Raw genomic sequence first — 16,288 nt, 5'->3', positions numbered from 1 at the left:
CCGCCCGTGCGGGGAAATCGTGTCCGTCGTGTCGCGGACCCGTGTCATTGGCAGGTGCCGCGCCGTTCGCCGGTTTGCGCGTCGAAGACGTGGATGTGCTCGTCCGGGCAGTGCAGGTAGATCTCGGCCCCCACGGCGATGGTCGGCACGCCGTCCACCACCACGGAAAGCTCCTCGCCCCCCACGCGGCAGCCCAGCACCGAGCTGGAACCCAGGTATTCCACGCTTTCCACCACGGCGCGCCACCCTTCGGGCGCGATGCGGACGTGCTCCGGCCGGATGCCCAGGATATAGTCCGGGCTGTCCACCACGCTCACCCTGCCGGAACGGCTGCCCGCCACGCACACGCTGCCGCGCTGGTCGTCCAGGCGCACCAGGTTCATGGGCGGGGTGCCGATGAAATTGCCCGCGAAGGTGGTGGCGGGGCGGGAATACAGTTCGGAGGGGGTGGCGTTCTGCACGATGCGCCCGCCCTGCATCAGGATGATGCGGTCGGCCATGCTCATGGCCTCGGTCTGGTCGTGGGTGACGTAGACCATGGTCATGCCCAGGGTCTGTTGCAGCGCGCGGATCTCCCGCCGCATCTCGTGGCGTAGCTTGGCGTCCAGGTTGGAGAGCGGCTCGTCCATCAGGCACACGGCGGCCTCGGCCACCAGGGCGCGGCCCAGGGCCACGCGCTGCTGCTGCCCGCCGGAAAGCTCGCCCGGCTTGCGTTGCAGCAGGGCGCCAAGGCCCAGGATGTCCACGGCGCGGGCCAGGCGTTTTTCGCGCTCGGCCTCCGGCACCCTGCGCACGGTGAGCCCGAACAGGATGTTCTCGCGCACCGTCAGGTGCGGGAACAGCGCGTAGGACTGGAAGACCATGGCCAGCTGGCGCTGGGCCGGGGGCAGGTTGGTGACGTCGCGCTCGCCGATCATGATGCGGCCCGAGGTGACGGATTCCAGGCCCGCGATGAGCCGCAGGGTGGTGGACTTGCCGCAGCCCGAAGGCCCCAGCAGCACCAGCATGGTGCCCTGTTCCACCTCGAAGGAGACGTCGTCAACGGCGCGGACGTCGCCCCAGTGCCTGCTGACGTTCAGAAGTTGAATGGCGGACAATGCGACCCCCTGTCGCTTGGGGTTGAGTGAGCACGAAGCGGGCCGGCGCGGCGGGCGCCGGGAATATGGTGGCCGTTACGCACAACCGCGTGAGCGGCCGGAAAACGGCACTGTTATGGGCAGGATATGTTGCACACATTTGCAGTTTCGCGTCAATATCTCGTAGTTGTATGATTAAACAGTCATGCGGTCCGGCGGGGTGACGATGGCGCGGCATCCTGGTGACGTTGGCGCGCGGGCACGCCAATCCATTGCGGGCTGGTCGCAGGGGCAACGCCGGTTGCGGTCCCCCCGGAAAGAAACGGAAAGGCCCCCGGAATCCACGGATTCCGGGAGCGCTTTCTGCATGGCCAGTCCGTATGGACCTTACAGGGTGACCAGTTCGTAGTCCAGGCTGCCCATGCCGATGGAGGCGGCGTACTCCACCTGATGCCAGCCGCGCGTGTGCGGGCGCAGGGCGGCGAACTTGTCGTAGCCGCAACTGTGCATGGCGTGGCCTTCCATGGGCACCAGGTTGGGCGCGTCCTTGACCAGGTCGTGGCAGGCCTGGTCGATGGCCACCGGGTCGGTGGAGGCCAGGATGCCGATGTCGGGCACGATGGCCGGGTCGGACCAGCCCGCGCAGTCGCACTGAGGGGTGATGTTCATCAGGAAGTTCAGGTAGCAGATGCGGTCCTGCTTCCCCAGCACCGCGCCGTAGGCGTATTCGGCCATGCGCTCGGCGAAGTCCGCGTATTCCGTGGGCAGCCCCACGCCGATGGCCCCCTGGTTGCACACGCTGACGCATTCGTAGCAGCCGATGCAGCGTTCCGCGTCGATGACCGCCTTGCGCCCCTTCTTGGCTTTCTTCAGCGTCAGCGCGTCGCGCGGGCAGGCCTTCACGCACTGCCCGCAACCGATGCAGCCGGGGTAGATGACCACGCTGCGGCCGTGCTGGTCGATCTTGCCGAGCTGCGGCGCGCAGCCCATGGCCAGGTTCTTGATGGCCCCGCCGAAGCCGCCGAAGGCGTGCCCCTTGAAGTGCGAGATGACCACCATGGCGCTGATGGACCGGAAGGCCTGGGCGATCTTGACCGAGGCGAAGTGCTTGAGGTTCACGGGAACCTCCTCGTAGCAGCGGCTGGTCACGCCGTCGGCGATGATCACCGGCGCATCCACCACGTAGGGGGTGAAGCCGTGGCGGTAGGCGGTTTCCAGGTGGTCCACGGCGTTGTGCCGGGTGGACTTGTACAGGGTGCAGGTGTCGGTGAGGAACGGGCGGCCCCCCGCCGCCTTCACACAGTCCACCACCTGCCGGGCGAAGGTGGGATGCACGTAGGTGTCGTTGCCTGTTTCGCCGAAGTGCATCTTGATGGCCACCACCTCGTCCTCGCCCGTGGCGCCCAGGGGGCGCACCCGGTCGGGCAGGCCCATGGCCTCGCACAGGCGCCGGATCTTGGCCAGGCGGTTGTCCGAGGGATTCTTTACTGCGAGTTTCGCCAGATAGACGGGAACGGACATGGGCGTACCTCTCTTGTCTTTGGGAAGCGAGGGGAGCGGGGGCGCGGGGGCGGGTGACAGGAAAATGCCCGCCGCCTCCGGCGCCGCGCCGGGCGCGCGGCAGGGTGCCAACGGCGGCAGCATAGGCGGCGGGGGGAAAAATGGGGAGGCCCGTTCCTCGCATTCTTTTGCCTGATCCTGCCGGGAGAAGGGAAAATCATCGATTGTCCGGTGATGGGGCGTGCTTTCGGCCCCATGCAATGCCGGAAACGGCAGCCCCCGCCGGGGGGCGGGGGCTGCGAGGGAAGGAGGGCGGACGAAAGGCAGGGGGGCGGGCGCGGGACTGCCCGCCGGGGACGTGAAGATGGGGTTGTGCGGCGCGTTGGGGTTATCCGGCGCTCCACGGCTGGGGCACCAGCGGCAGGTATCCGGTCTGGCGGGCTTGCAGTTCCAGCGGCAGCATGGCCAGTGCCGAGACGGACGGATCGGGCAGGTTGATGAATTCCGTGGCGTCCAGGCACAGGATGTACCGTTTGCAGGCATCGCAGGTGTCGGCCCGTTCGAAGGGCCTTTCCTGCGCCGCCAGCAGGCCCAGCCGCTCCGGCTCTTCGTTGCCGCAGCCGGGGCAGGACACCCGCTTGTAGCGCCATTCGGTGGCGCAGGTGGCGCAGTGCAGGAATCGCACGCCGCCATGCCCGGTGATGAATTCGCTGTCGTCCCGTTCGCGTTGCAGGCGCGAGAAGTTGGGCGTTCCTCCGCATGTCGGGCACACCGGGCGCGCCCAAGGCATGGCGCGCAGGACTGGCGCAAGGTCACGGGCCTGGCGTTCGATGAACGGTCGCACGGCCTCGACCGCCACGAAGGACAGCACCTCGGCGGAGACGCCGGGGGGCGGGGGAGCGATGCATCCGCCGGCGCTGGCCACCAGTGCCACAACGTCGATGCCGCCGATGTCGAGGGCCCGCCGCAAGGCCGCGAGTTCAGGTGCAAGGGCCGGGAATGCCCCGTTCAGCACCGGCAGCAACAGCTCCAGGGCGGCTGGCAGGTGTTCCGACACGTCCTGAAAGCCGCAGCCCGACAGCAGGGGAATGCCCTTGGTCGATGCTCCGGGCGCCGGGCACGGCAATGGTCCCGCCCAGCCGGGGGCGGCATCGCGCAGTCTGGCGCGTGCTTCCAGCAGGGGGGCGAAGGCGTCCAGCAGGGGGCGCAGCGGGGGCACCTCGCGCGCCAGACGCGCGGCGTCTTCACGCAAGCGGAGGCAGGCATTCTGCGTCGGGTCGATGGCGGACGTTTCGTCGGAAATGGTGTTCCCTCCGGGCATGGGCGTGGCGGCTGTGGTTGCTGCGGGCGTATCCGGCGTGGCGGCGTGCATGCGTGGCTCCCTTGCAAATGCGGTGCGGATGGCCCCGTGCGGCCGCCCGCAGTGGGCAGCCGCACGGGGTGTGTCGTCGTCAGCTGTTGGCGGAGTCGGCCAGCCCGCGCAGCGGGGCGGCCAGCCGGGCCATGAACTGCTGGCGGCTCATCTGTCGGGGCGCGGCTTCGGCCACGGCGTGGGAGTGGTACTTCTTGGGGTCGTCGGCCACCAGGAAGATCACCGCCACGTCCTTCACGTTCAGCAGTTGCGCCGCCGGGAAGGTCTTCTTCACCGCGGCCAGGCGTTCTTCGGCCAGTTGCAGCATGGCCGCGCGGTCACCGAAGTTCATGGCCCCCATGGCGCAGCTTTTCACGCACATGGGCAGCATGTTGGCGCGCACGCGGTCGATGCACATGTCGCACTTGACGATGCGCCCGGTGGCCGGGTCCTTGCGGGGGATGTCGTACGGACAGGCATCCCGGATGTCCTCGAAGTTCTCCTTGGCCGTCAGTTCGTTGTAGATGATGGCTCCGGTGTCCGCGTCCTGGATGATCGCCTCCGGGTTCGAGGCCACCAGCATGCACGGCGCATCCAGGCAGTGCCTGCACTGGTCCGGGAAGAAGTACCACTGCACGGCGCCGTTCACCATGTGCTCGCTGAAGCGCACCAGCTTGAAGTTGTACGGGTTCAGGTCCGGCGGGTTCTGGTGGGTGCCGGTCTGTTTGGTGGGCACCGGGGGCAGGTTCTTCCATTCCTTGCAGGCCACCTGGCAGCCCCGGCAGGCCGTGCACCGCGTGGTATCTATCAGAAACGCCTTGGGCATTTCGGTTCTCCTTGGCTTTGCGCCGTCAGCCTTCGGCTGCGACGGGACGCCTGCCCCGCCGCATGCCGGGCGGGACGGCTACAGTTCGGTGACCTTGGCGGCCTTGCGCAGGTTGACGAGGCTGGCCTTGAACTCGGGAATGGTGGTGTTGGGGTCGCCCACCGAGGGGGTGAGCCTGTTCACGGAATCCCCGCACTTGGGCTTGGTCCAGCCGAAGCAGAAGGGCATGCCCACGAGATGCACGGTCTTGCCCTCCACCTTGAAGGGCCGGATGCGGATGGTGACCATGGCCACCGCCTGCACCACCCCGCGTATGCTTTCCACGTCCACCACGTCGCCGTTCTTGATGCCCTTTTCCTTGGCCAGTTCATGGCTCATCTCGATGTACTGCTGCGGCTCCGCCTCCAGCAGGGGCGGGGCGTTGCGCGTTTCGGAGCCGGAGCACCAGTGCTCGGTCAGGCTGTAGGTGGTCAGCACGATGGGGTACTTGGGGTCGCCGTTGGCGGCCAGCCTGTCCATGTCGCTGGTGGCCACCTTCATGCAGGGGTTGCTCATCTGCTTCGAGAAGGGGTTGACCTTCAGCGGCGTTTCGGCGGGTTCGTAATGTTCGGGGAAGGGGCCGTCCTCGCGGCCCGGCCCGTACAACTGCGAGCGGCCTTCGATGGTCATGATGAAGGGATAGGTGCCTTTTTCCATGGCCATGGGCGGTGCGCCGCCGTCGGGCACGTCGCCCACCCACTTGCCGTCCTGCCATTCGATGACCACGCGGTCGGGGTTGTATGGCTTGCCCTGCGGGTTCACCGAGGCGCGGTTGTACAGCACCCGCCGGTTCATGGGCCAGGCCCAGGCAAAGCCGGGGTACATGCCGATCTTGGCCTGCATGGGGGTCTGGGTCAGGTCGCGCCGCTTGGCCAGGTTGCCTTCGTCGGTATAGCCGCCGCAGTACACCCAGCACAGGCTGACGGTGGAGCCGTCGTCGCGCAGGTTGGCGAAGCCGGGCACCTGCTGGCCCTTCTTGTATTCCTTGTCGCCGATCTTCACGTCGCGGGTGAACCAGCCGTTGCACTTGCGGGCCACGGCGTCGGCGTCGAAGGTTTCCGGGTAGTCCATGTGCAGCAGGGCTTCCGGCAGCGCGCCGCCCTCCTTGGCGTACAGGGCGCGCACCCGGCTCATGATGGCCGTGCACATCTCGCCCATGTTGCGGCTCTGCCCGTGGGGTTCCACGGCCTTGTAGTGCCACATGTGCCAGCGGCCGCTGTTGGAGATGGTGCCTTCCTTCTCGGCGCGGTAGGCCGAGGGCAGCAGGAACATCTCGGTCTTCACCTTACTGGGGTCGATGCCGGGCCTGCGCCAGTTGTCCGTGGTCTCGTTGTGGAACACCTCGGCCATGACCAGCCAGTCCAGGTTGTCCAGCGCTTTCCGCACCTTGTGGATGTTCGGGAAACTTTGGGCCGGGTTGTGCCCGAAGATGAACCCGCCCTTGATGCCGCCCTTGTACATGCGGTCGAAGATGAACAGGTGCGAGCAGTCCATGTCCGCGTCCAGCTTGGGCAGCAACTGGTACCCGAACTCGTTTTCGGGCGTGGCGTTGTCGCCGTACCAGCCCTTCAGCAGGCTGACCACGTACTTGGGCCGGTTGCCCCACCAGTTGACGCTCTTGGGGTCCTTGCTGACCGGGGTGCTGGCCTTCAGGTAGTCGGCAAGGGTGGGGTAGTTGGCCGTGAACATGTTGTGGTAGCCGGGCAGGTACCCGTAGAGCAGGGCGTGGTCCGTGGTGCCCTGCACGTTGGGTTCGCCGCGCAGGGCGTTGATGCCGCCCCCGGCGATGCCGATGTTGCCCAGCAGCAGCTGCACCATGGCCGAAAGGCGGATGTTCTGCACGCCCACGGTGTGCTGCGTCCAGCCCAGCGCGTAGATGATGGTGCCCGCCTTGTCCGGGCGGCCCGTGGCGGTGAAGGCATCATACACCCGCTTGATGTCCGCCTGCGAAACGCCGGTCACGGACGAGACGCGCTCCATGGTGTAGCGCTCGTAGTGCTTCTTCAGCAGGTTCAGCACGCAGCGGGGGTGGGCCAGGGTGGGGTCGCGCTTCGGCAGGCCCGCCTCGTCCTTCTCGAAGGCCCAGGCGGCCTTGTCGTACTTGCGGGCCTTGGGGTCGAAGCCGGAGAACAGCCCGTCGGTGAAGGCGTACTTTTCGCCCACGATGAACGCGGCGTTGGTGTACTCCATCATGTATTCCTCGAAATACTGCTTGTTTTCGAGGATGTATTTCACCATGCCGCCCAGGAAGGCGATGTCCGTGCCTGATCGGATCGGCACGTGGAAGTCGCTGCGGGCCGAGGTGCGCGAGAACTTGGGGTCCACGTGCATGACCACGGCGCCCTTTTCCTTGGCCTTGATCACCCACTTGAAGGTCATGGGGTGGTGCTCGGCGCAGTTGCTGCCCATGATCAGCACGGCATCGGCGTTCTGGATGTCGTTGTAGTGGTTGGTCATGGCGCCGCGACCGAACGATTCGGCCAGCGCGGGCACGGTGGAGCTGTGGCACACCCGGGCCTGATGGTCGAAGTGCACGATGCCGAGGCCCCGGATCATCTGGTGCAGCACGGCGGCTTCTTCGTTGGAAACCTGCGAGGAACCGAGGTGGAAGACGGATTCCAGCCGGTTCACCACCTGCCCGGCCTCGTTCTTCTGGCGGAAGTCCTTGTCGCGCTGGTCCTTCACCTTGCGGGCGATGCGGTCGAGCATCCAGTCCCAGTCCTTTTCCTCCCACTTGTCGCTGCCGGGGGCGCGGTACAGGGGCCTGGACAGGCGGTTTTCGCTCACGTGCAGCGAGCGCAGGGCAGAGCCCTTGGCGCACAGCCCGCCGCCGCTGACGGGGTAGTCCGGGTCGCCTTCAACGTTGATGATCCTGCCGTCCTTGACGTGGACCAGCGTGTTGCACCCGCAGGAACAGAAGGGACAGATGGAGATGTACTCCTTGGCCCCCTCGATCTTCAGCCCGGCGGCGTGGGCCGAGATAGGCCCAAGGTCGATCCCGAACCGCCCCAGTGCGAGCCCCGCGGCCCCGGCGCTGGTCAGTTTCAGGAATCCTCTGCGTGACAGTCCCATGGCAGCCTCCTTGTTGTGGATGCGCGGTCGGTACGCGCGATGCGCCCCCGTGGGACATGCCGCTCGGCAAGGTGTTGCGCCGGACCGGGGCGCCGCGTGGCGGCGCAACAAGTGCGCTGTCCGTATCGTGTGCGGCGTGCCGTTTCGTGCGCGTCGGGCAATCCTGTTTGGGGGTGGTGGGGCCATTGGTATGCCGCACAATGTGCTGTCGTCAATATTTTTATGTAAAATTTTCAAATAGTTATATGTATTTTTTACAATACATATCCGCAGGGATGGTCTTTTGGAATGGCACGTGTCAAAGACTATTGGTGCAAAAAATGACACGACCCGGAATGGTCCGGGTCGTGCGGCACCGGGGTGGGCGCCATGGCGTGGGGTTCCCGTACCGGGAACCGGAAGAGGGTTCAGGATGCAGGCTTGGGCGGTGGCAGGGTGCAGGCCAGGCAGGGGGCAAACCCTTCGCCAAGCCCGGCGAAGGGCGACACCGGCCAGGGGAACAGGCCGTCGGCACGTTCCAGGGCATAGCGCTCCACCTCTTCGAACCACTGGCGGAACGAGGCGCGCAGAGCCTCGCCGTGCGGGGTCAGGCGGCATCCGTCGCGCTTGTGCCCGGCGACTTCCACCAGGGCAACGCCGAGGGTGCGTTCCGTCGCGCGCAGCTTGCACCACGCGGCCCGGTAAGACATGCCCATGGCCTGTGCCGCCTTGCGGAGCGAGCCGTGCCGTTCGATCATGTCCAGCAGATGCACCCGGCCCAGGCCGAAGACCATGGATTCGCTGTTTTCCAGCCACAGGTGCAGCCGGACCGTGGCATGTCGGGACATGGACCAACCTCCTTTGCCCGACCGGCAGCGAGCGCGCGCGAGCGGGCGGCTGTGCCCGGAACTTGCCGATCGGCAGCGTGAGGCCGATGAAGACCGGGCGGGTTGCTGATGCCGCAAGCGTACGGTGGTGAAGCAGGCCGCGCAAACGGCAAGGGCACTGCAATGCGGCAGTCTGGCAACGCAGCGCCGCAGGTGGGCCGTGCTTGAAGAGCGGGGGCGGAAGAACAGGGAGCGTTGCACGACGTTGCGCGCAAGGCTTGCGGGGCAAGGGGTGCTGGGGGTGAAGCCTTGTGGGTGTAGTGGGGCACGCGCAGGGCACGTCAGCCGGATATGTTATTTTGCCACGAATAGTGACAGGTGCGTGACATTCAGGGCATAGAAGGGATCGATACGACGGGCGTGGCCATTTCACGCCGTGGACGCGCCGAAACAGGGCAGGCACGCCGAGCATGGACATACTTGCCTTCAATGATGTGGTTTCTTCGGAAACCAGAGCACGCCGCTACATTTTGGGATTCTGCTGGAAAAACCATCAGCGGTTCTGCCCCAAGTGCCGCGAGCGCAAGTTGTATCCCGTGGACGGGGGCGACAGGCGGCGGTGTGCCCGGTGCGGGTACACCTTTCACGATTTCAGCCGCCGTTTCCTGAACGGCTGTGCGTTCGACGCCCGCCGCTGGCTGTGGTTCCTGAAACTGTTCGAATTGGGGGTGGCCCCGGCGGACATGGCGGCGCAGCTTGGCGTTACCTATGCCACTGCGCTGAAGGCGCAGGACATTGCCCGCAGGGCGGTGCTGGCGCAGGCGCTGGACGCCCCGGCGCTGTACCGCGCGGGGATATGGCCCGGCCCCGGCGTGCCCCGGCCCCAGGGAAATGGCGCGGACTCCCCGGTATTCGGCATCATCGACCTGAACGGCATGGCGGTGTGCGACGTGCTGCCGGAAGTGACGCCCAACACCTTGTTGTCGTTCAAGTTCAACTTCGGGCTGCGCACGGCGGCGCTGGGGCGCGTGGTGTATACCGCGCCGTACCGGCAGTATCGCGCGCTGGTCTGCTGCGGGGAATCGTTGTGGCCCAGCCGCCTGGTGCGGCACGACGACAGAAAGCTTGCCGCCGAGGTCACGGGGTTCTGGAGCTTTGCCCGGCAGCGTCTGGCGCGGCTGCGCGGCGTGACGCCCGCCCAGTTCCCCCTGCATCTCAAGGAACTGGAACTGCGCTACAATCAGCGAGAAAATGAGTTGTTCGAACCGGTGGTACGGGCCGTGTGCGGCTTCGTGCCCGATGGCTGACGCCCGGCAGCGCATGCGCCCATCGGTGATGGGCCGTCGCTCCGTTGTGCCGCCATCGGCAGTGCGCGTTACGGTTCCGGGTCCACGGGCCGCCCGCCCACCCACGCGCCCAGCACGGGGATGGACGCAACGTCTTCACGCGTGCCCCCGGCGTTCCACGTGTCCAGCGGGTCGCCGCCCAGCACCGCGAGGTCGGCCAGCATGCCGGGGGCCAGGCGGCCCTTGTCCGCTTCCTCGAAGGTGGAAAACGCGGCCTCGGTGGTGAACATGCGCAGGGCTTCGGCCATGGTCACCGACTGTTCCGCAAAGGGGTGGGCCACGGCGCAGGCCATGCCGCGCAGCGGATCGTACCCGGTCACCGGGCTGTCGGAGCCACCGCACACGCGCACTCCGGCGTCAAGGATGGTCCGGTAGGGGTGCAGGCGGCGCATGCGGTGCGGGCCGAACAGCGAAGCGAGATGGGCCATGCGGTCATCGCCGAAATAGGACTCCACGAACGCGGGCTGCATGGAGGCCACCACCCCGGCGCGGGCCATGCGGTCGATCTGGTCCCACGTGGGCAGTTCGAAATGCTCGATGCGGTGGCGGCAGTCGGCGCGGGGTTCCAGCCGCTGGGCGCGCTCGATGGCGCGCAGCACCTGGTCGATGGCCCGTTCGGACTCGCAGTGCACGGCCACCTGCAATCCGCGCGAGTGGGCGGATAGCACGAAGTCGTTCATTTCCCACTGGGTGTACAGCAGGGCGCCGTCGTTGTCCGGATCGTCGGAATAGGGCTCGAACAGCGCGGCGGTGCGGGCGTCCAGTTCGCCGTCGGCGCAGATGCATCCGCCCACGCGCGGCAGCGACAATCGCTCCACCTCGGTCAGGTCCATGCTCTGGTTCCAGCACACCACGCGCAGCGGCAGGCGGGAGGCATTGTCCAGCAGCACGGCGGAGCAGCCGGGCGTCAGTTCGCCTCCCTCCATGGAGTGCACGGTGGTGATGCCCCGCCGCAGCGCCGACCAGGAAGCGGACTGCGCCGCCGCGTCGAGGTGGCCGCGCTCCAGGCCGCGCAGCATGGCCGGAAACACCCAGGTGAGAATGCCGGGGTCGCGCACCACCCCGGTAAGGTGGCCGCCGGGGCGGGAATCCTCGGCATCCGCGCCGGGCAGCCCGCGCGGCACCGCCAGCAGTTTCAGCGCGCGGGAATTCATGACGCAGCGGTGGCAGGTGGCGTGCATCAGCAGCACGGCGCGGTCGGGGGCCGCCCGGTCCAGTTCCGCCCTGGTGGGCATGCGCCGTTCCGCAAGGTCCAGTTCCTCGAACCGGAAGCCGTAGACCACCTCGTCGGGGGATGCGTCGCGCGCGGCGTCGGCCGCCATGGCGAGCACCTCGTCCAGGGTGCGGGCCATGGAAACGTCCATGCCCAGGTCCATGATGCCGGTGAGCAGCAGGTGCGAATGGCAGTCGATGAGGCCGGGCACCACCGTGGCCCCGCCAAGGTCGGCGCGGAGGAAGCCCCGGTCGGCGAAGGGGGCCAGTTCCGCCGCGCGGCCCACGGCCACGATGCGCCCGCCCTCCACGGCCATGGCGTCGGGCAGGTCGGCCCCGCGCAACGTGGCGGGGGCCAGCGGGTCGCGGAACCGGGCGTTGACCAGCAGGCGCGGGCGGGCTTGCGGGCGTGCGGCCGTCATGACCACGCCCCCGCGCCGCAGATGCCGCTGTTGGCGTGGGGAGAGGGCGGAGCAGTGGCGGCCCGCCGCATTTGTCGGCGGATGTGGCGGATGCCGGGGGATGCGCTGCCGGTGCGGACGGTCCGGGTGGTCCGGGTGGTTCGGGCGGCGGAGATGACGACAAAGGCCATGCGGTTCTCCGGTACGGGGGTGCGCTGCGCGGGAAAGGGGACGCCGTGTCCGCCCGGCGAAAGACGGACGCGATCCATGGAACGCGCGGAACGAAGGGCGTCAGCTGTCTTTCTTGCGGAACAGGCGCAGGGGGTTGGGAATGCGCGCGGGGCGGGAAGACTTGGACGTGTCCCCCGGTGCGGCGGGTATGACATCATCGCCGTCATTGACCTCGTCTTGTCCGTGTGGAGCCCCGTTCCGGCCTTGCGGGGCGTCTGCCCGGAAGGGCATGGCCCGGGCCACGGATGTGGCCATGTCGCCCGCACGGTGAACCACGTCGCCCACTCCGTGCGCGGTGGCGCGCGCGCCCTTGCGCACCGCGTCGGCGGTGCGTCGGGCGGTGCCCTCCAGGCCCGACCGGATGCCCGAGGCCACGCCGCCCACGGCGGCCTTGGTCACGGCGCGCACCAGCCCGGCGGTCATGCGTCCCAGAAGGGCCGCCGATTCGCGGTAGGGATTCTGCCGCGCCGGGCAGCCGGGCAGCACGGGCGAGAGCATGTTGCGGGTGACGATGCCCACCCGCAGGGCCAGCAGGGCATTGGCGGAGCCGTCCACCAGGGCGGCAGCCAGCAGGGTGCCCACGTGCGAGGCCCCCGGCACCGAGGCCAGCGGCGAGGCCGTGAGCAGCGGGCCGAGCAGGGCGTGGATGTGTTCCTCCAGTCCCGCCTCTTCCAGCGCGCCCGCCGCCAGGGCCGTGCCCGCCACGTTGATGTACAGGCGCACCATGTCGCGCGGGTGGGGCCGCTGGTCGTAGATGGATGAGACGCGCCACACCAGCCGCGCCAGCAGCACCAGCACGATGAGCGTATCCAGCCTGCCGTTGCGGGCCACGGCCGTGGACAGGAAGATGCGCGAGGCGGTGCGCTTGGTTTCGCGCAGGGCGGCGGCGTCCAGCAAGCGCAGCAGGGCGGCGGCTTCGGCCACCCCGTCGGTCGTGCCGGGCAGGCCGGGCGTACGGGGGGCGGCTGCCGCCATGTCCGCGGCGTCGGTCATCGGATGGGCCATGCCGCCTTCGCGCAGGTGCGGGTTGGCCCGTAGCCGCGCGGTGAGGCGGTACAGGTAGTCGCGCAGTTCTTCGGGCGTGGGGTTCTGCGGCTGCGCCAGCGGGCGGGGCCGCAGGAACCAACTGGCAGCCAGCCAGCCCAGCGCGGCGAGGTAGGCGGCCATGCCGCCCCAGAACACCGTCTGGCCCAGCAACGGGTGGATGCGCGCGGCCATGTCGGACAGGGTCAGCACCTGGCCGCCGATGAACACGAACAGGCTCGCGCACAGTGCCGCCACGAGCAGGAACAGGGCGCGGGGGACAAGCTGGTGCATGGGACTCCTTGGCGGGTAATGTGCGGCGCGAAGGGCCGGGAACGGCAGGCCCGCCGCCGTGCGATGGGGGCGGGTCCGTGCCCGGCAATGCCGGGCCGTTTCCTTTAGGTGCGACAGCAAGGGGGCATCGTCAAGTCCGGCAGCCCGGCAGGCCGGGGGAGGGAGGCGCCGGGGAGATGCGGCGGCGGGCGGGAAGGGAAGGGGGGCGGCCGGGGAGAAGCCAGGGAGGGTAAGACCGGCGGCTATTCGCCGTCGCGGACCTTGTCCTCGAACTGGCGCACCGGCCATGGCAGCACGGTGGCCGCGCTTTCCACGGCGCAGCGCTCCACGGTGGCGAACCACGCGCGAAAGCGGTCCATGGCCTCGCGTCCGACGGTGGTCAGGCGGTACCCCTCGCGGTTGCTGCCCGCCTTCTCCACCAGGCGCAGGCCAAGGGCGGTCTCGGTCTGCTTCAGCTTGCCCCACGCGGCGCGGTACGACATACCCAGCGCCTCGGCCGCCTTCTTCAGCGAGCCGTGCTCGTCGATGGCCAGCAGCAGCATGGCCCGGCCCATGCCGAAGACCATTTCGCCGTCCTCCTCCAGCCACAGGTGCAGGCGGACGGTGGGACGGGGGGCGGGTGCGGAGCGGAGGGGAGGGGTGGTCATGCGCGTGTTCCGTGTAGGTGTGAAGCGGCTACGGCTGGGGGCATGCTCCGGAAATATCACCGGAATGATCACGCCCGGCGCGGTTTGCGTGACTGCGCGGGGTATGTGTTGGCCCGAGCATACCTGTTCATCATGACATAATCGCGGGCCGATGAAAACCGGCACGCGGCCGGTCCGTTCGATTGCATCCGCGCGAGCCGTCGGCGGGGGATGAACCCCGCGCGGCGGCGCGCCGCCGGTCCCGAAGCCCACGGAAAGCGCCGACCGGATGGCCGGCCGGCGCTGGTGGGCAGTATCCGGGCAGTGTCTGGGCAGTAACCGGGCCGTGGCCGCGATACTACTTCTTCTTGGCGGCCGCGGCGTCCTTCTTGGCTTGCGGGCTCATGTGGCAGGGACGGCAACCCGAGAATTCGGGGTGGTCCTTGGCCATCTGCTTGTGGCAGCCGTAGCAGGAGCGGTCGGTGTCCTTGGCGTGGTAGGCCACGAACATGCTCATGGTGTCGCGCTCGCGCGGGCCGGGGGTGGCGTGGCAGTCGTCGTTGGTGCACGAGACGTAGGGTTTCGCGGGGTCCGGCGTGTCATGGTGACACTGCTCGCACGCCACGTCCTTGTGGGTCGCGTGGTTGAACATCACGTGCATTCGCTTGGAGGTGCCGTGCTTCAGTTCGATGGCCTTCTTAGGGGCCTTGGCGGCATCCCCGGCGTCGGCCGCCAGGGCCGCCCCGGCCACGAGCAAGGTCACTGCAAACAGGGAGATGACCAGGTATTTCATCAAGGTGCTCCTGTTCAATACATATTCCAGAAGGATGGTCTGAGCGGGCGCAACTTCTTGCGCGCCGCCACCATGTCCAGATGCATCATGCCCAGCGCCAGGGCGTCCAGGTTGGGGACGGCCTCGCGTTCCCGCAGGTCGACGGTGGGACAATAGGTGTTGCACTTGGTGCACCAGTCCAGCCGTTCGCCACGGGCGGCCTCGGTCTCGCGCAGCATTTCCATGGTGCCGCTGACCTCCTTTCCGCACGAGGGGCAGGCCCCCCGCAGGAACTTCCAGGCGGCGCCGCACATGGAGCAATGCAGGTGCTTCTTGCCGCCGCCGCCGGCCAGGTAGGCGTTCTTGTCGTCCAGAATGGGCTTGTCCAGCCAGGCGATGGTGGGAAAGGCCCCGCACACCGGGCAGTAGCCCTGCTGCCATGCTCCGCCCGTGTCCCAGGGGGCATCCCCTTCTTCGGGCACGGCGGCGGCAACCATGGCGTGCAGCACCGGAGACACCACGAAGCCGGTGACGAACGCAAGCACGCCCGGCTCCACGCCGCCGTCGCGGGCGATGGATTCGATGGACCTGCCCGCCACCACGGCCTCGGCCAGGGCGTCGCGGCTGTCATCGGCCTCCACCGGACGCAGGAAGAACGCCCGCAGCGAATCCGCGTGGGGAGCCACCGCCTCTATGGTGGTCAGGAGCGGCAGCAGTTCTTCCGCCGCCTGGCGCATGGGCCCGGCGATGCCGGTCAGGGAAACCCCCGCCAGCAGGGATACCCCCTGCTGGGCGCGGTCCCATTGCAGTTCCGGCAAGCGCAGGCCCGCCTCGCGCACTGGGTCCGCGAGTTTCCCGGCCAGCGCGTGGCCGGCCGAGAGCAGTGGTTCGAAGGCCCGCAGCACGGGTTCGAGGACAGGACGGCGGGAAGTGACATCTGCCAGCGTTTCCGCGACACTTTGGCGTTTGGCGGCCATGAATGCTCCACGAGAACCGGGGGCCGGAGCCCCCATCAGAGGGTGAAAGCGGCGCACGGGGCGCCCGCGTAGCTGCTACATGAAACCGGCGTACTCGTAGTAGTGTTCCTTTTCTTCCGCCAGCAGGTAGATGACGCTCACGTCCTCCATATCGACCAGATGGGCCTTGGGGAAGCGTTCCTTGGCCACCGCGAGGCGCTTCTGCGCCACGGCCAGCACTTCTTCGCGCTCGCCGAAGACCATGGTGCCGGTGGGGCAGGTCTTCACGCAGATGGGCTGCATGCCCGCGGACACGCGGTCGAAGCACATGTCGCACTTGGTGATGCGCTTGGTCTTGGGGTCGATGCGGGGGATGTTGTACGGACAGGCTTCGGCCACGGCCTTGGCGTCGGCCGGGCTGAGCTTGGCCGACTTTTCGGTGGCCAGCACGGCGCCGGTCTTCTTGTCCTTGATCATGGCGCCGGGCAGGGCCATGTCCGCCACGTCCACGCACACGGGCGTCACGCAGTGGCGGCACTGGTCGGGGAAGAAGTTCCAGACCACAACGCCTTCCTTGGTCAGCCGCTCGTTGAAGCGGACGATCTTGAGGTTGTTGGGGTTGAGGTCCGGCGGGTTCTGGTGCGAACCGCGCTGCTTGGTCTCGTTGGCCGGCAGGTCGTGCCATTCCTTGCAGGCCAGCTGACAGCCGCGACACGCCGTGCATCGGGTCGTATCAACTAAAAATGCCTTGGGCATC

14 protein-coding genes are annotated in these 16,288 nt (G+C 67.9%); 1 reads left to right on the top strand and 13 read right to left on the bottom strand.

Annotated elements, in window-relative coordinates:
- Positions 1 to 44: 44 nt before the first annotated feature.
- The 6 genes from ACR4XJ_RS04790 to ACR4XJ_RS04765 all read right to left on the bottom strand — a co-directional run bounded on the left by ACR4XJ_RS04790 (position 45) and on the right by ACR4XJ_RS04765 (position 8,691).
- Positions 45 to 1,097 carry an ABC transporter ATP-binding protein gene (locus ACR4XJ_RS04790; protein ID WP_434754129.1) on the bottom strand — a complete coding sequence of 351 codons (1,053 nt, stop codon included), beginning with the start codon at positions 1,095 to 1,097 and terminating at the stop codon, positions 45 to 47.
- 366 nt (positions 1,098 to 1,463) lie between these two features.
- The gene (locus ACR4XJ_RS04785; RefSeq protein ID WP_434754128.1) at positions 1,464 to 2,597 is read right to left on the bottom strand and encodes a DUF362 domain-containing protein; all 1,134 of its coding nucleotides are present in this window, start codon (positions 2,595 to 2,597) and stop codon (positions 1,464 to 1,466) included.
- Positions 2,598 to 2,964: 367 nt separating this feature from the next.
- Positions 2,965 to 3,948 carry a formate dehydrogenase accessory protein FdhE gene (locus ACR4XJ_RS04780; RefSeq protein ID WP_434754127.1) on the bottom strand — a complete coding sequence of 328 codons (984 nt, stop codon included), beginning with the start codon at positions 3,946 to 3,948 and terminating at the stop codon, positions 2,965 to 2,967.
- Between the two features lie 79 nt (positions 3,949 to 4,027).
- Positions 4,028 to 4,753, bottom strand: coding sequence for a 4Fe-4S dicluster domain-containing protein (locus tag ACR4XJ_RS04775; protein WP_434754126.1), 726 nt, complete (start codon positions 4,751 to 4,753; stop codon positions 4,028 to 4,030).
- 78 nt (positions 4,754 to 4,831) lie between these two features.
- The gene (fdnG, locus tag ACR4XJ_RS04770) at positions 4,832 to 7,864 is read right to left on the bottom strand and encodes a formate dehydrogenase-N subunit alpha (protein ID WP_434754125.1); all 3,033 of its coding nucleotides are present in this window, start codon (positions 7,862 to 7,864) and stop codon (positions 4,832 to 4,834) included.
- 407 nt (positions 7,865 to 8,271) lie between these two features.
- Complete coding sequence (locus tag ACR4XJ_RS04765; RefSeq protein WP_434754124.1) at positions 8,272 to 8,691, bottom strand: winged helix-turn-helix domain-containing protein; 420 nt, start codon at positions 8,689 to 8,691, stop codon at positions 8,272 to 8,274.
- A gap of 449 nt (positions 8,692 to 9,140) precedes the next feature.
- On the opposite strand from ACR4XJ_RS04765, the gene ACR4XJ_RS04760 reads away from it, so the two are divergent.
- The gene (locus ACR4XJ_RS04760; protein WP_434754123.1) at positions 9,141 to 9,977 is read left to right on the top strand and encodes a transposase; all 837 of its coding nucleotides are present in this window, start codon (positions 9,141 to 9,143) and stop codon (positions 9,975 to 9,977) included.
- 68 nt (positions 9,978 to 10,045) lie between these two features.
- On the opposite strand, the gene ACR4XJ_RS04755 is transcribed toward ACR4XJ_RS04760, so the two are convergent.
- The 7 genes from ACR4XJ_RS04755 to ACR4XJ_RS04725 form a co-directional block, all read right to left on the bottom strand.
- A complete protein-coding gene (locus tag ACR4XJ_RS04755) occupies positions 10,046 to 11,650 on the bottom strand; it encodes an amidohydrolase (RefSeq protein ID WP_434754122.1) in 1,605 nt (534 codons plus the stop codon).
- The gene (locus tag ACR4XJ_RS04750) at positions 11,647 to 11,820 is read right to left on the bottom strand and encodes a hypothetical protein (protein ID WP_434754121.1); all 174 of its coding nucleotides are present in this window, start codon (positions 11,818 to 11,820) and stop codon (positions 11,647 to 11,649) included. The genes ACR4XJ_RS04755 and ACR4XJ_RS04750 overlap by 4 nt, the downstream gene beginning before the upstream one ends.
- A 100-nt stretch (positions 11,821 to 11,920) precedes the next feature.
- Entirely contained in the window at positions 11,921 to 13,177 is a 1,257-nt protein-coding gene (locus ACR4XJ_RS04745; protein WP_434754120.1) for a DUF697 domain-containing protein, read from the bottom strand.
- A 242-nt stretch (positions 13,178 to 13,419) separates the two neighbouring features.
- Entirely contained in the window at positions 13,420 to 13,824 is a 405-nt protein-coding gene (locus ACR4XJ_RS04740; protein ID WP_434754119.1) for a winged helix-turn-helix domain-containing protein, read from the bottom strand.
- Positions 13,825 to 14,161: 337 nt separating this feature from the next.
- Complete coding sequence (locus ACR4XJ_RS04735) at positions 14,162 to 14,596, bottom strand: formate dehydrogenase subunit gamma cytochrome c-553 (RefSeq protein WP_434754118.1); 435 nt, start codon at positions 14,594 to 14,596, stop codon at positions 14,162 to 14,164.
- 14 nt (positions 14,597 to 14,610) lie between these two features.
- Positions 14,611 to 15,552 (bottom strand): formate dehydrogenase accessory protein FdhE, encoded by a 942-nt coding sequence (locus ACR4XJ_RS04730; protein WP_434754117.1) that lies wholly within the window; start codon positions 15,550 to 15,552, stop codon positions 14,611 to 14,613.
- A 75-nt stretch (positions 15,553 to 15,627) separates the two neighbouring features.
- A complete protein-coding gene (locus tag ACR4XJ_RS04725) occupies positions 15,628 to 16,287 on the bottom strand; it encodes a 4Fe-4S dicluster domain-containing protein (RefSeq protein WP_333505283.1) in 660 nt (219 codons plus the stop codon).
- Position 16,288 lies beyond the last annotated feature (1 nt).

It is taken from the genome of Nitratidesulfovibrio sp. D1 (genome assembly GCF_051133415.1).
In the GTDB taxonomy this organism is placed as follows: Bacteria; Desulfobacterota; Desulfovibrionia; order Desulfovibrionales; family Desulfovibrionaceae; genus Cupidesulfovibrio.
Note: the sequence above shows the minus strand (reverse complement) of the source record. Positions and strands in the feature narration are given on the sequence as shown.

What these genes read in the sequence shown, in the direction of transcription:
- ACR4XJ_RS04765 (WP_434754124.1), bottom strand. Translation starts at nt 8,691, where the DNA reads ATGTCCCGACATGCCACGGTCCGGCTGCACCTGTGGCTGGAAAACAGC.
- ACR4XJ_RS04775 (WP_434754126.1), bottom strand. Translation starts at nt 4,753, where the DNA reads ATGCCCAAGGCGTTTCTGATAGATACCACGCGGTGCACGGCCTGCCGG.
- ACR4XJ_RS04740 (WP_434754119.1), bottom strand. Translation starts at nt 13,824, where the DNA reads ATGACCACCCCTCCCCTCCGCTCCGCACCCGCCCCCCGTCCCACCGTC.
- ACR4XJ_RS04730 (WP_434754117.1), bottom strand. Translation starts at nt 15,552, where the DNA reads ATGGCCGCCAAACGCCAAAGTGTCGCGGAAACGCTGGCAGATGTCACT.
- ACR4XJ_RS04780 (WP_434754127.1), bottom strand. Translation starts at nt 3,948, where the DNA reads ATGCACGCCGCCACGCCGGATACGCCCGCAGCAACCACAGCCGCCACG.
- ACR4XJ_RS04760 (WP_434754123.1), top strand. Translation starts at nt 9,141, where the DNA reads ATGGACATACTTGCCTTCAATGATGTGGTTTCTTCGGAAACCAGAGCA.
- ACR4XJ_RS04745 (WP_434754120.1), bottom strand. Translation starts at nt 13,177, where the DNA reads ATGCACCAGCTTGTCCCCCGCGCCCTGTTCCTGCTCGTGGCGGCACTG.
- ACR4XJ_RS04735 (WP_434754118.1), bottom strand. Translation starts at nt 14,596, where the DNA reads ATGAAATACCTGGTCATCTCCCTGTTTGCAGTGACCTTGCTCGTGGCC.
- ACR4XJ_RS04750 (WP_434754121.1), bottom strand. Translation starts at nt 11,820, where the DNA reads ATGGCCTTTGTCGTCATCTCCGCCGCCCGAACCACCCGGACCACCCGG.
- fdnG (WP_434754125.1), bottom strand. Translation starts at nt 7,864, where the DNA reads ATGGGACTGTCACGCAGAGGATTCCTGAAACTGACCAGCGCCGGGGCC.
- ACR4XJ_RS04725 (WP_333505283.1), bottom strand. Translation starts at nt 16,287, where the DNA reads ATGCCCAAGGCATTTTTAGTTGATACGACCCGATGCACGGCGTGTCGC.
- ACR4XJ_RS04755 (WP_434754122.1), bottom strand. Translation starts at nt 11,650, where the DNA reads ATGACGGCCGCACGCCCGCAAGCCCGCCCGCGCCTGCTGGTCAACGCC.
- ACR4XJ_RS04785 (WP_434754128.1), bottom strand. Translation starts at nt 2,597, where the DNA reads ATGTCCGTTCCCGTCTATCTGGCGAAACTCGCAGTAAAGAATCCCTCG.